This window comes from Pseudoalteromonas sp. APC 3358 (assembly GCF_030408075.1).
Classification (GTDB): Bacteria; Pseudomonadota; Gammaproteobacteria; order Enterobacterales; family Alteromonadaceae; genus Pseudoalteromonas; species Pseudoalteromonas arctica.
The window spans coordinates 14,270-26,793 of the sequence record NZ_JASDCE010000015.1 but is presented as its reverse complement, the minus strand read 5'-3'; the positions used below and the strand labels follow the sequence as shown (position 1 = coordinate 26,793).

16 protein-coding genes are annotated in these 12,524 nt (G+C 37.6%); 6 read left to right on the top strand and 10 right to left on the bottom strand.

What is annotated here, in order from left to right; genetic code table 11:
• The first annotated feature begins 57 nt into the window (after nt 1-57).
• A complete protein-coding gene (locus QL995_RS18610; RefSeq protein ID WP_165721489.1) occupies nt 58-609 on the top strand; it encodes a cytochrome b in 552 nt (183 codons plus the stop codon).
• 1 nt (nt 610) lies between these two features.
• Nucleotides 611-1,192, top strand: a complete 582-nt coding sequence (locus tag QL995_RS18605) for a YceI family protein (RefSeq protein ID WP_007582505.1) — start codon at nt 611-613, stop codon at nt 1,190-1,192.
• An 84-nt stretch (nt 1,193-1,276) separates the two neighbouring features.
• Here QL995_RS18605 and QL995_RS18600 read toward each other — a convergent pair whose 3' ends face one another.
• Nucleotides 1,277-2,119, bottom strand: a complete 843-nt coding sequence (locus QL995_RS18600) for a transporter substrate-binding domain-containing protein (protein WP_010554219.1) — start codon at nt 2,117-2,119, stop codon at nt 1,277-1,279.
• 139 nt (nt 2,120-2,258) lie between these two features.
• Nucleotides 2,259-2,402, bottom strand: coding sequence for a hypothetical protein (locus tag QL995_RS18595; RefSeq protein WP_167381322.1), 144 nt, complete (start codon nt 2,400-2,402; stop codon nt 2,259-2,261).
• 394 nt (nt 2,403-2,796) lie between these two features.
• On the opposite strand from QL995_RS18595, the gene QL995_RS18590 reads away from it, so the two are divergent.
• The gene (locus tag QL995_RS18590) at nt 2,797-3,348 is read left to right on the top strand and encodes a hypothetical protein (RefSeq protein ID WP_290294815.1); all 552 of its coding nucleotides are present in this window, start codon (nt 2,797-2,799) and stop codon (nt 3,346-3,348) included.
• Here the strand turns inward: QL995_RS18590 and QL995_RS18585 are convergent.
• A complete protein-coding gene (locus tag QL995_RS18585; RefSeq protein WP_290294814.1) occupies nt 3,345-4,148 on the bottom strand; it encodes a hypothetical protein in 804 nt (267 codons plus the stop codon). The genes QL995_RS18590 and QL995_RS18585 overlap by 4 nt on opposite strands.
• Before the next feature lie 187 nt (nt 4,149-4,335).
• Here QL995_RS18585 and icd point away from each other — a divergent pair, with 187 nt between their 5' ends.
• On the top strand, nt 4,336-5,604 hold the full coding sequence (gene icd / locus QL995_RS18580) for an NADP-dependent isocitrate dehydrogenase (protein ID WP_290294813.1): 1,269 nt from the start codon (nt 4,336-4,338) through the stop codon (nt 5,602-5,604).
• Between the two features lie 12 nt (nt 5,605-5,616).
• Here icd and QL995_RS18575 read toward each other — a convergent pair whose 3' ends face one another.
• From QL995_RS18575 to QL995_RS18545, 7 genes are all read right to left on the bottom strand, one after another.
• Nucleotides 5,617-6,048, bottom strand: a complete 432-nt coding sequence (locus tag QL995_RS18575; RefSeq protein ID WP_010554222.1) for a hypothetical protein — start codon at nt 6,046-6,048, stop codon at nt 5,617-5,619.
• A 448-nt stretch (nt 6,049-6,496) separates the two neighbouring features.
• Nucleotides 6,497-6,703 (bottom strand): hypothetical protein, encoded by a 207-nt coding sequence (locus QL995_RS18570; protein ID WP_008169332.1) that lies wholly within the window; start codon nt 6,701-6,703, stop codon nt 6,497-6,499.
• Between the two features lie 29 nt (nt 6,704-6,732).
• The gene (locus QL995_RS18565) at nt 6,733-7,182 is read right to left on the bottom strand and encodes a GNAT family N-acetyltransferase (RefSeq protein WP_290294812.1); all 450 of its coding nucleotides are present in this window, start codon (nt 7,180-7,182) and stop codon (nt 6,733-6,735) included.
• Nucleotides 7,166-7,300, bottom strand: coding sequence for a hypothetical protein (locus QL995_RS18560; RefSeq protein WP_290294811.1), 135 nt, complete (start codon nt 7,298-7,300; stop codon nt 7,166-7,168). Before QL995_RS18560 ends, QL995_RS18565 begins: the two co-directional genes overlap by 17 nt.
• Before the next feature lie 74 nt (nt 7,301-7,374).
• Nucleotides 7,375-7,614: a hypothetical protein gene (locus QL995_RS18555; RefSeq protein WP_290294810.1), complete on the bottom strand. Its 240-nt coding sequence runs from the start codon at nt 7,612-7,614 to the stop codon at nt 7,375-7,377.
• Between the two features lie 87 nt (nt 7,615-7,701).
• Nucleotides 7,702-8,034 (bottom strand): hypothetical protein, encoded by a 333-nt coding sequence (locus QL995_RS18550; RefSeq protein WP_290294809.1) that lies wholly within the window; start codon nt 8,032-8,034, stop codon nt 7,702-7,704.
• Between the two features lie 306 nt (nt 8,035-8,340).
• Nucleotides 8,341-9,288, bottom strand: coding sequence for a LysR family transcriptional regulator (locus QL995_RS18545; protein ID WP_101216732.1), 948 nt, complete (start codon nt 9,286-9,288; stop codon nt 8,341-8,343).
• 428 nt (nt 9,289-9,716) lie between these two features.
• Between QL995_RS18545 and aceK the strand changes: the two genes are divergently transcribed.
• Entirely contained in the window at nt 9,717-11,489 is a 1,773-nt protein-coding gene (aceK, locus tag QL995_RS18540) for a bifunctional isocitrate dehydrogenase kinase/phosphatase (protein WP_290294808.1), read from the top strand.
• 64 nt (nt 11,490-11,553) lie between these two features.
• Nucleotides 11,554-12,516: a zinc-binding dehydrogenase gene (locus QL995_RS18535; RefSeq protein ID WP_010554229.1), complete on the top strand. Its 963-nt coding sequence runs from the start codon at nt 11,554-11,556 to the stop codon at nt 12,514-12,516.
• The last annotated feature ends 8 nt before the right edge of the window (nt 12,517-12,524 follow it).

The following is a 12,524-nucleotide window of genomic DNA, read 5'->3' as shown; positions in this document are numbered from 1 at the left end:
TTTTCATTTACGGCTGTGCACTATATTGTAACGTCATAGCATTATAGGACGTTACACATGTTTAAAAATACACCTTCATCTTACGGACTTGTCGCCATTATTTTACATTGGCTCATGGCGCTGACTATTTTTGGCCTGTTTGGTTTAGGTTTATATATGGTTGAGCTTACTTATTACGATAGCTGGTATAAAGGTTCACTCGATTTACATAAGAGTATTGGTATTACGCTTGTGGCCGTATTTTTATTTAGAGTTTTATGGCGTGCTTTATCTACACAACCTAAGCCATTAGGTGAGAGTAAAGGCATGAACCAATTAGCGCATACGGCGCATATTGCTATGTATATTATTTTGGCTGTTATTGTTGTTGCAGGGTATTTAATATCAACCGCAGACGGGCGTCCAATAGAAGTATTTACTTTATTTAATGTATCAGCGCTTGATTTTGCCTTTGATGACCAAGCCGATATTGCAGGAAAAGTACATTATTACGGCGCGTGCACATTAATCGGGTTTGCAGTATTGCATGCACTAGGGGCGTTAAAACATCACTTTATCGATAAAGATAAAACCTTAATTAGAATGATCAAACCATTAAAGGATGATTAAAATGAAAAAATTATTAGTAAGCACAGCCGTTTCGGCTGCAATGATGTTATCGGCAACAGCCGCCAATGCAGCTGATTATGTAATTGATACAAAAGGCGGGCACGCATCTGTTAACTTTAAAATTAAACACTTAGGTTACAGCTGGTTATATGGTCGTTTTAATACTTTTGACGGCACATTTAGTTACGATGCTAAAAACCCTGATGCGTCAAAAATTATGGTAAACATTGATACCACAAGTCTTGACTCTAACCATGCAGAGCGCGATAAGCATTTACATGGTAAAGATTTTTTAAATGTAGATAAATACCCAAAAGCGACATTTAAAAGCACGAGTATTAAATTTGATGAAGACGGCGAAGAGGCTGATGTAACCGGTGAGTTTACGCTGCACGGCGTAACTAACACTATTACCTTTGAAATAGATAAAGTGGGCGAAGGTAAAGATCCGTGGGGCGGCTACCGCGTAGGTTTTGAGGGCGAAACCAGCCTTAAACTTACCGACTACGGTATTGATTATAACTTAGGACCTGCATCTACTCATGTTGATATTATTTTATCAATAGAAGGCGTTCGTCAGTAATACCATTATTAAATATAAAAACGCCACTTACTGTGGCGTTTTTTTTGCTTAACAGAAACTCAAATTAAGCGACTTCGAATTTGCTTATTTTGCGCTATTAATACGTGACTGTAATAGCGGCCTTAAATGCTCGGGCAACCAGCGCATGAGTAAATCATTATAAGCCTGCGTTTTTTTAATAACTTTAAGCTGCTCATTAAGAATAGCAATGTCTTCTGCGCCTTGCTCGTTTTTAGTACAGCCAATAAAACCATAACTTAGCGCGGGTGATTCGGTTAATGGACGCTGCGTTAAGTTTTCTTCAAAGTGCATTGATTTAGCTAAATAGTAATGCTCGCTTGGGTAACCCAGCAAAATATCAATTCGTTTTAGGTTAAGCATATATGTGAGGCTCGCTAGGCTATCGCGAGTGGGTCTAATTACTAAATCTATATTAGGCGTACTGTTTATCAATGTATCTATCTCTTGGCCATAAGAGCGGCTCATAGAGATCCCAAGAGTTAGTTTTTTATCTTGTATTAAATCTAATAGTGATACTTCTTTTGATTCCGCTATATTTAGCGCTTTGGCGAGTCTTTTGTGCATTGCTATTGAAGGCGAGAGGCCCGTTGTTGAGCTCTCCTCTGTAAAATAAATATGCTCTTTTCTGTAATCATTTTTATAAAGCGATAACGCACAAACATTATTTGAAGTATTAGATAGCTCTTGGATTACTTTACCTGAAGGGATAAGCATGCGGTTAAAGGTAATATTAGGAAGTTGTTTTTCAAGTAATGAAATTATGCTTTCGTCACGGCCTTGGTGTTGATATTGACCATTTAAAATATAATAGGGTGCAAAGTCGTGCGCTAGCCAGTTTATGGTTCTAGCATTGCCTATTGAGGTCAGACAGAAAAAAAGTAAGAAAGTTAAAAATATACGGAGCATTACAACAGCTGCCAGTAATTATTATTGTAAAACTATTGTAACCAATAAAGAGCTAAAAAGTAAAATGCCAGCAACGAGGCTGGCATAATATCTTATCAATAATTGCAATAATAAAAGGGCAATTAAAGTTATGTGTTGCTTAGTTAGCTTTTAGCCACTTAACAAACTGGCGTGCATCACTCGCTTTTTGAAACAATGCATTTTTTAAACCTTGTGTATCACTAAAGATTACACGATGTTTGTTTACTGAAATTGATTGCACTGGATGTGCGATTTGGATCATAGACCCATTATATTTATAAGACATAATAAAACTCACTTTATTCTTGTTATTTATTCTGCGCTATATTTTTATAGCAAATTGCAGTTAATAAATTAACGATGTTGTGTTTAGCTTCATTACAGTGTTGACGATCTTTATGACACTTTTGCGATGATAGTAAAAAATCATCTCGGTATTATTCAAGGGGTTCTCGCCGTACAATAACTTAGCTTTCAAATATACGTTTTGCGGGGCTTACTGGATCAGGGTAAATGGTTAACCGCGGCGGTTTCTTTAAACCAGAGAGGGAAGGTAACTTATATATAAATTGTGTGCAAGCTATTTTTGTAAAAATATTTATAATAAATCTTATCAACTGCTTACAAAGCCCATTTTTAGTTACCAAAGGATAAGTATGAATTACCTAATAGTGAGTGATATTTATGGTTTAACCCCTGCTTTAAGGAGGTTATCACAGGCAATTAGTTCAAATTTGGTGATTGTTGACCCTTACAATAACAAGTTTCAAGCTATTGAAAGTGAACAAGATAATTACAACAATTTTATACAGCAGTGTGGCCATGATAAATACACCGACAAACTTCAAAAATGCTTTGAGAGTTTAAAATTGCCAACGACGTGTATTGCTTTTAGTGCAGGGGCAAGTGCAGCATGGCGGGCACAGTTATTAACAGGCAATACACACCTTAAAAAGTTAATTGGCTTTTATCCGTCGCAAATTAGACATAATTTAAATTTAAGCGCAAAAGTACCCTGTGAGTTCATATTTCCAGCAAGTGAGAGTCACTTTAATGTTGATGAAGTTATTAAAGCTTTAAGCACCAAAGCGAATGTTAAGTGCTATAAAACCAATTTTTTGCATGGTTTTATGAACGAGTACTCAACCAATTTTAACGCGCAAGGGCTTGTTGAATATAGTAACTATATAAAACAGAGCAGCCGTTAAAGCGTGTTTAGCTGCTCTTTACTAATATCAGGAAAATCGGTGCGGGTATTATATTTTGCATACAGCGTTGTAAAAACGCTACTACGAGAGAGTTTATCTAACTCTTTTATAAAGGCTTTAGCACTTGAGCGAGCAGGCCTGCAGCATACTTGATACTGTTTAATTATACCCGCGATAGATAAACCTTGTTTTCGCAGCTCAAGGTCGGCCTGTGCAAAAAAAGCCGCACCCGTCCAATAAACACGTTGCTGGGCTCGTTGTTTCCACATATCGGCAGAGAGCTTATTAAGTGGCTGTGTTTTAGTTTTAGTTTGCAGGCGGGCACGATCAAATCCTGCATTTAAACGTTGTACAAATTGCGGCTGGGTAATTATACCGCTGTCACGCATTATTACGTTTTGCATATAACTGGCAAAACCCTCGCTTAGCCAAAAACCGGAGTAGGGAAGTAGCGGCAAATATAAATGCGAAAGTTCATGGTATAGCGTCCAATCTTTAGTGAATGCATTTAAACTGGCATAGCGATCTATATGTAGTTCAAGCCCATCGGGGTTATTGCGCTTAACTGTAGCCCAAGGTACAGGCTCAAAAGCAAAGTATTGCGGTTTTAAATAAATAGGCAATGTGGTTTGTTTTAAAGGTCCCAGTGTATTTTGTGTTTTTTCAACACTTTGATTAACCCATATAGACACCGTATTTTGAGCATTACTTGAGAGCGAGCTAAGGTTATGTATTACTACTTCAACGGCTAATGCGTTAAAAGAGCTGATTAATAGTAGCAGTACAAAAAAGAATTTCATTAAAATGCTCCACTGTAATTTAATAATTGGTACGAAAATTCTAATATACAAGACCAACTAAATGGATAAATAATCACGCCTAATTCTTTATTTTTTAAAATGATAGTAACTATAAAAGCACAAATACAGACACTCCTAGCTAAGCATGGTTTAATCAATTAATCGTTATTTTAAGTTAGGTTTAGCCATGACGTATCAGCATATTCACGTTCCTGAGCACGGCCAAAATATCACTATTGATGCACAAGGACACTGGCAAATACCGTTAGAACCTATCATTGCTTTTATTGATGGCGATGGCGTGGGTCTAGATGTTATGCCGGTAATGCGCCATGTTGTTGATAGTGCAATTGAGCATTGTTATAAAAGCGCACGGAAAATTCATTGGATGCAGGTTTATAATGGCGAGCAGGCCGCAAAGCTGTATGACGGTGATTGGTTCCCGCAAGAAACAATTAACGCGGTACGTGCCTGTAAAATTGCCATAAAAGGGCCGTTAACCACACCACTAGGTGGTGGTTTTCGATCTCTTAATGTCGCACTCAGGCAAGAAATGGATTTGTTTGTAAATATGCGCGCTATAAAAGGATTTAGTGCACTACCTTCTCCTTTAAAAAACCCTTTTTTAACAAACATAACAGTGCTTCGTGATAGTAGCGAAGACGTGTACTCAGGTATTGAGTGGCAAGCAGGCAGTGTAGAGAGCGAAAAAATGCTCGATTTTTTATGTGAGGAAATGGGCGTAACCCGCCTAAGGTTTTCACAAGAGTGCGGAATTGGTATTAAAAATATATCTAAAGAAGGCTCTGAGCGACTAATGCGCTTTGCAATTAACTATGCACTTAAAAACGATAGTGAATCATTAACGCTAGTACACAAAGGTAATGTACTTAAATTTACCGATGGTGCATTTAAGCGTTGGGGGTTTGCACTTGCACAAAACGAGTTTAATGCCACCGCACATGAAAATGGGCGTTGGTTGCAAATAGAGCGAGCACACCAAGCGCCCTTAATTATTAAAGAAGTCATAGCCGACAACATGCTGCAGCAATGTTTAATGCATCCAGAGCAATTTGATGTAGTGGTGACTACTAACCAAAATGGTGACTTTTTAGCGGATATGCTCAGTGCACAAGTTGGTGGTGTTGGCATAATGCCCGCTGCAAATTTAAATAACGATGTCGCATTTTTTGAGCCTACACACGGCACGTTTGAACGTATAGCAGGGCAAAATAAAGCAAACCCAAGTAGCAGTATTTTAAGTGCGGTATTAATGCTTAAATTTATGGGATGGGACGAGGCCGCATTACTCATAGAAAATGCGTTAGAGCAAACATTTAAAAGCGGTGAAGTAACCTTTGATTTAGCGCAAGAGCAGAGCGATAACTCAAGTATTCATAACTCGATAACCTTAACTTGTACTGGCTTTGCAAAGAAGGTTATCGAGCACTTTTAAATACATTCATTATTAAGCTGCTGAGGCAGTTTTTACTCTGTGCATACAAGGGCGGTTGGTTAACTGCGCTGCACGATGGTAAATCTCATGTGCTTGGGGTTCATCGCACTGTGTACCACTAAGCGTATCCATTAACGCAACAACAATAATTGCAGGAACCTGGCAGCAATATTCGTCTAAAACGGCTTCCGTAGTTTGTGCATCAACATGGCAAAGTGGATGATTTTTAAGTTGGTATGCATTTAATAATGTATCAACTTCTAATACATCATCTGGTTGATGCTTTGTTTTACGGCATTTACAACCAAACTCATCAACTAAAGTAGCTAACGCTTGGTAAGTTTCAGTGGTGTTAGCTTTAGTGCATAACTGCTCTTCGATGAACTGATGTAAGTTAGCATCGATGAATAATCCGTCTTGGCGTGTGAAAGAAGCTGTTGTCATAATAATTACTCTTAGTTTGTTGGCTTAACTTCACTCTAGCGCTAAGTGTATTATTAATAAAATTGTTGTTTTCAATAACTGATATTGATTTTATCAATAGTAAGATTTAATGGTTAATAGAACGCAGAAAACAATCTTAAATAATACTAATTAATTTGGTGCAATGCGGTGAAAGTGTGCACAAAACTGGAACAAAGGGAGGAGTTGAGGAATAAAGAAGGAATCTTAGTTAATTGTTTTTATTGAATTTTAATTATTTTATGAAGTTGGTACTAAGCTTGCTAATAATACGCTGTAGGTAGATTCCTATATCGACGATTTCCAAAAGCGCCACGGTATTTTCCCAAAGTTGAATACCGTGGCGCTTTTTTATTTTTCGCGTGTATTTTATTTATCCGTCACAATAGCAATAGCAATAGCAATAGCAATAGCAATAACAATAGTAATGTTAAATTTTAATAAAGTAGGGAATAGCCACTAAAATAGCGCCTACAATCAGCAGCATACTAACACTGGTCATAAAGTACGGAAAAACCAATAACGACAAACCAATACAAAGTGGCACTACGGCTTTTTTTCTTCGCCCGTAAGTAAGGTAGCCAATACCTATGCCGCCAAACAAAACACTCCACGCAATTATTGATGCACTATCCATTTATAAATTACCTATTTTGAAATACTGATTTAAATTACAACCGACATAGCCAGCTTTTCAATACCATGTGAAGGAGTCCATCTTTTGAATTCCACGAAACCATGCTTTTTATATAAATTTATTGCAGGAGTATTAGCAACTGCAGTCTCAACTCTTGCATGAGAAAAATCATCCATTGCTAAAACATAACTTATTAGCTTACTTGCGATATCTTTTTTAAAATGGCTAGGATCAACGGTTAAACTACAAATATCTAAACACTCGTTGTTTGTATCTACTTCAATAACGGCTGCTAAACATTCATTTTCGCTGTAGCCATAAAAAGTTGTTTCTGACTTTTTTATACCTTTAATATTACGCGCTAAAGGAGGGAAGTTATGCGCGCCGATCAGTTTAGCCTCAATAGCATAGGATTTTTGAAAGACAGCAAGAGTTTTATTTGCAGTATCGTTATTCTTATTATTAAGTTTGTTTATCATTGTCTTCTTTTTTAGAAAATAAAGCATGAATACCATATGCCGTAATAAAACCTCCGGCACTAATTGTGAAAAAAAGAAATAAATAAAACTTTTTCGGGTTATTTTCTAAAGATGCCACTGCCGGCTCATTGTATCTCTTATAAATGACACCACTTTCGTAATTAAAATAGCTGCGTAAAAGAATAAACAAACCTAAACAATACACAGGAGCGCTTTACTTGTTTTCTTAGTGTTCTTTTTAGCTATTACTATTTGTTGCGCAGCTTTTGGCTCGTTACGATTTGGTTTAGCTAATTCATCTTTAAGGCGTTTGTAGTTCTCTGGATATTTATGTGAGTCAATACTTTCAATTGCTTCGTTTAATTCACTAAGTGAATAAGCAGAGTAATCAATATTTATAATAATCTTCCTTAAAAGGCTCTTAAATAACACTTACACAGCAAGGTTTTTAAGTTGTTGTTATTTAATGATATTTTTATAATCCGATTAAGTTTATTTTAATGTAGCAAAGACTTGAGGTTAGTCACTTTTACTTTCATATTTAAACTCGAATGAAACTATTGCAGCCAATATACCTCCAGTCGCTAATATAGCAGCGCTAAATAACATCCCCCATAATAATTTTTTCAACAGTAGAGTCTGATGAATATTTGTAAATATTACGCTCCAAGTTTGTTCAAAGTTGTATAAATTAACAACTTCATGAACATCATATAAAAAAGTACCTAACCCATTCAAAAAGTATGCAAGAGCTATATAAACAAAAAATCGTGCAGTAAATAAGAGGGTTTTTAAATTATCAGTTTCAACTTTAGAGAAAGGAAGAAAGCTAATTTTGGTGACCTTGCTCATTATAAGTGAACACTTCAAATATAGGTATTGGTACATAAAATTCCATTTTTTAATATGTCTTAGGTTATTGATAACGAGTATCTAAAGTTATTGACTTTATATTACTAATTAAGAATAACGCAGTACCTATTTTGATTCAATTCTTCAGCGAACATTGTATTTGAGTTCTAGCTTTTTCATTAGGTAGTTTTTAACTCAATATATTTAAAATGCTAACCAAGCTATTAGCTCAAAATAAGATGATTCAGTACATAGCACAGGCACTCGCATTAGGCTCTTGAGTACTAATCAAAGGTTTGCTCTTAATTACCTATCTGCAATCGTTTTAGCAAACGCTAATAATTCACGCCTTAACCATTGGTGTGCAGGCGCGTGGTGTAGTAGCGGGCTCCATATCATTTTTACCTCAATAGGCACTATTTGAAATGGTACAGGGCTGATTACTAAATCAGTATGAGAGGTTAACAATTTAGCCTGCCTGCGCGGTAGGGTGGCAATAAGTTGCTCTGATTGGCAAAGCAGGCTTGCGACCATGTAGTGGCGAGTAAAAACACGTATTTTACGGGTTTGTTCTAGTTGCCAAAGGGCTTCGTCTACCCAGCCTAATTTTTGCTTACCTGATTTATTAGTAACAGCGGCCTCTGGTCCCCAGCCTGCACGGTTTACCCAAATATGTTCTTTTTGTAAGTAGTCGTCTAACCCTGAATGTTGTAAAAATGTATTTTTAGGATGCGTTAAACAACAGTAGTTATCGCGCCAAACACTGGCCTGATGAAACGAGCGAGGGAGACCGTTAAAGCGGTTTATAGCTAAATCTATAGTGCCTTTTTCCATATCTTGTAGGTTTACGTCGCTTGGGCTCAATACATCAAAATTAATACCGGGGTTTTTACTAAGCTGCGCCGTTATAAAAGGGGCTATTAAGGTCGACTCTATATAGTCGTTTGCCATTATTCTAAACGTAACTTCAGCGGTTGTAGGGTTAAACTGCTCACTAGGCTGCGTAATAGCTTCAGCCATTTTTAATAGGGCCTCAACTTCAGGCTTTAATGCAAGTGCCTTTGCCGTTGGCGTCATAGAGCCTGCGGCACGCACAAGTAGCGGGTCGTCAAATAAATCGCGCAAACGTTTTAGCGCATTACTCATAGCCGGTTGCGTAAGCGCGAGTTTATTTGCAGCTTTTGACACACTTTTTTCATCGATGAGTACATTTAAGTAAACTAACAAGTTGAGGTCGACGTTTCTTATATTCATATGGGCGTGTTGGCCTTTCAGGGTTGAAATTTGTTCAATCTAGGGGCGATTTAATCGCGGCGCGAGGTTTGCCACCTTGTGGGCTAAGTAAAAATCGAGTAAAGCTTCCGCGTCCTGCTCACGCCCCTTACCGACATCCATGTAGGCAACAAAGAGTTAATCGTCCCTAGAAAGAACCCTATGGGCAGTGTGTATTTGGCCTTTATGCAGCGTTAAAGTACATTTATGGGGAGTCACAACACTACATGTACTTTGCCTTGCTTAAAAACCAAATACACGGCTGCAAAATTAACCTCGAAAGGTCAATACGCCCAATAAATTCTATTTATATGCTTTATTAATTATCTAAATTAAAGCCTGCTTGCTAAGGTGTAAACCATTAATAAAAAATAACCGCCATAACTGGCATCAATATAAGTGCTGTATTTATGCAAAATAAGCTAACAAATCAATCTAATAATGCGCTTCAACACGTTGTAGCCAGTAAGCTTGCACGATCTGTTTTTGCTGGATTTGAGGCGATGTTTTCGCAATTTTTAAATATTACACTGGGTGCACAAAGCCGTTTTGAACAACGACAGTATCACAGTGTACAAAGTGCTATGCGTGAACGTTTACAGGTGTATGAGTGCGAAGTTAAAAACGTGAGTGAAGCCGTCAGAGTTATTGCTTATGCTGAACTTACTTGCCCGCAAACGTGGCAGTTAGCTAAAAATATTTACGGCGATATGGTAGAAAACCACGAAAATAAACCTATTGCGCATACCTTTTTTAACTCAACGTTTGGCGCAATTTGGGACGATAAAAAAATTCGTACTGTGCATTTGTTTGTATTAAAAGCAAAGTATCGTAGTGAGCCGCGCTCTTATGAAAGCTTAGTGAGCAGGGTATCGCTACATAATGGGTTTAATAACGCCGTTAAAACGCTTATCACTAATCAAGTATTTAGAGTGCCGTTTAGTCATTTAGATCGCGATGTAGCCACATTACAAAGTACGTTAATGCAAGGCGCTAAGCAGCAATGCAAACAGGTGTACGAACTTATAAATTTAAACGATGGGTATATTGAATACGCCAACTCATTATTTTTTAGAAACAAAGCCTGTTATTTAATTGGGCGCTGCATTGCTAAAAATGGCGACAATATGCCTTTTGCTATCGCTATTTTAAATACCGATGAGGGACTAAAGCTTGATGCTGTAATGATGGGCGCCGATCAATTAAGTTTATTATTTGGTTTTGCACGCACCTATTTTATGGTTGATACCGATAAGCCTGCTCGTTATGTAGATTACTTAAGTGTGTTAATGCCACATAAACAACGCTTTGAGTTATTTAACGCCATTGGTTTTATAAAGCACGCCAAAACTGAGTTTTATCGGAACAAGGTTGATACGACTAAAAATAGCCCAGCCAACTTCAAGTATGTTACAGCACCAGGGACGCCGGGTATGGTAATGCTGGTATTTACTATTGAAGGGCTAGATTACGTTTATAAAGTAATTAAAGATAAATTTAGTGCGCCAAAAACAGCTACCAGAGCACAAGTGAAAGAAAAGTATAACTTTGTAAAACAAGCCGATAGGGTTGGTCGTTTGGTAGACACACACGAATTTAGATATTTAGCGTTTGATTTAAGCCGTTTTAGCGATGAACTGCTTGAGCAGATGAAAAGCCAAATTGGCAGCAGCATGGTTATATCTGGCAAGGCACTTATTTTAAAGCACGTTTATGTTGAGCGTAAAATGACCCCGCTTAATTTATATATTACCCAATGCGATAACAAAACCTTAGAGAGAGTTATGCATGATTACGGTAAAGCAATTAAAGAATTAGCCGGTGCTAATATATTTCCGGGCGACATGCTAATGAAAAACTTTGGCGTAACGCGATGGGGGCGAGTGGTGTTTTACGACTTTGACGAAATTTGCCCACTAACCGATTGTAACTTTAGAGAGGTGCCACAAACCCAAAATGCACTTGAAGAGCTAAGTAGTAACTCGTATTTTGATATAGCTGAAAACGATATATTTCCGAGCCAATTTAAGGTGTTTTTTAGCGCCAACGAGATTGCGTTTAATTATTTTAATAATGAGCACAGTAACTTGTTTTTAGCGACGTTTTGGCAAGGTTGTCAGCAACAAGTACACAATGGTTATCTACCCGATGTTTATCCTTACAAACAAAGTTGGCGCTTTTGAGGTTGTTTGAATCTGTGTTCATCCCCATCTATATGTTATTACAGTTTTTAAACTTGGAGCAACAATGAAATATATTTCTCATGAAGATGGTAATCTTGCATTTAGTGAAACCGAAAAACCGGTTTTAAAGAGCCATGAAGTACTTGTTAAAGTTGCAGCAATAGGTGTAAACCGTGCAGACAGTATGCAGCGCCAAGGTAAATACCCGGCCCCTGCGGGAGATAGCCCTATTTTAGGTTTAGAATGTGCCGGTGTTGTTAGCGATATTGGTGGTAAAGTTGATAGAGTTTGGCTTAATAAACGTGTTTTTGCTTTGTGTTCTGGTGGCGCTTACAGTGAATATGTAGCCGTTGATGCAAAGCAGCTTATGGAATTACCCGATGATGTAACAATGGCTGAAGGTGCAGCAATAAGCGAAGTGTACCTAACAGCATTTGGCGCGTTATTTGAGCTTGGTAAATTGCAAAAAGGGCAAACAGCGCTTATTCATGCAGGTGCTAGTGGTGTGGGCGGTGCAGCAATTCAAATGGCTAAAAGCGCAGGTGCTACCGTGGTTATTACCGCAGGTACGGATGACAAATGCCGACACGCAAAAGAACTCGGTGCCGATCATGCAATTAACTACAAAACCACCGACTTTGTAGAATATATGAAAGCAAATGAGTTAACAGCAAATGCAATTGTAGATCCTGTTTCGGGGAGTTACTTAAATAAAAATGCCGCTATTGCAGCGATGGATTGCCAAATTGTAATGCTTGCATTTTTAGATGGACGTTTTGCAGAAGTTGATTTTGCCGCGCTTTTACGCAAACGTATTTCGTTTCATGCCTCAACGCTTAGAAATCGTAGTATTGAGTTTAAACGCCAGGTGCGCGACGACTTTGTAGCGCGTTTTTACAATGATATTGCCACTAAAAAGTACGACTTTAACCTGTATAAAACATTGCCTTGGAGCGACGCAAACGAAGCTCATGCTATTTTAGAGCGTAATGAAAATGCTGGTAAAGTTGTTTTACTTGTAGAGTAACTCTTTAA

What these genes read in the sequence shown, in the direction of transcription:
- QL995_RS18570 (WP_008169332.1), bottom strand. Translation starts at nt 6,703, where the DNA reads ATGGATAGTGCATCAATAATTGCGTGGAGTGTTTTGTTTGGCGGCATA.
- QL995_RS18595 (WP_167381322.1), bottom strand. Translation starts at nt 2,402, where the DNA reads ATGATCCAAATCGCACATCCAGTGCAATCAATTTCAGTAAACAAACAT.
- QL995_RS18610 (WP_165721489.1), top strand. Translation starts at nt 58, where the DNA reads ATGTTTAAAAATACACCTTCATCTTACGGACTTGTCGCCATTATTTTA.
- QL995_RS18550 (WP_290294809.1), bottom strand. Translation starts at nt 8,034, where the DNA reads ATGAGCAAGGTCACCAAAATTAGCTTTCTTCCTTTCTCTAAAGTTGAA.
- QL995_RS18545 (WP_101216732.1), bottom strand. Translation starts at nt 9,288, where the DNA reads ATGAATATAAGAAACGTCGACCTCAACTTGTTAGTTTACTTAAATGTA.
- QL995_RS18565 (WP_290294812.1), bottom strand. Translation starts at nt 7,182, where the DNA reads ATGATAAACAAACTTAATAATAAGAATAACGATACTGCAAATAAAACT.
- QL995_RS18585 (WP_290294814.1), bottom strand. Translation starts at nt 4,148, where the DNA reads ATGAAATTCTTTTTTGTACTGCTACTATTAATCAGCTCTTTTAACGCA.
- icd (WP_290294813.1), top strand. Translation starts at nt 4,336, where the DNA reads ATGACGTATCAGCATATTCACGTTCCTGAGCACGGCCAAAATATCACT.
- QL995_RS18600 (WP_010554219.1), bottom strand. Translation starts at nt 2,119, where the DNA reads ATGCTCCGTATATTTTTAACTTTCTTACTTTTTTTCTGTCTGACCTCA.
- QL995_RS18605 (WP_007582505.1), top strand. Translation starts at nt 611, where the DNA reads ATGAAAAAATTATTAGTAAGCACAGCCGTTTCGGCTGCAATGATGTTA.
- aceK (WP_290294808.1), top strand. Translation starts at nt 9,717, where the DNA reads ATGCAAAATAAGCTAACAAATCAATCTAATAATGCGCTTCAACACGTT.
- QL995_RS18590 (WP_290294815.1), top strand. Translation starts at nt 2,797, where the DNA reads ATGAATTACCTAATAGTGAGTGATATTTATGGTTTAACCCCTGCTTTA.
- QL995_RS18535 (WP_010554229.1), top strand. Translation starts at nt 11,554, where the DNA reads ATGAAATATATTTCTCATGAAGATGGTAATCTTGCATTTAGTGAAACC.
- QL995_RS18575 (WP_010554222.1), bottom strand. Translation starts at nt 6,048, where the DNA reads ATGACAACAGCTTCTTTCACACGCCAAGACGGATTATTCATCGATGCT.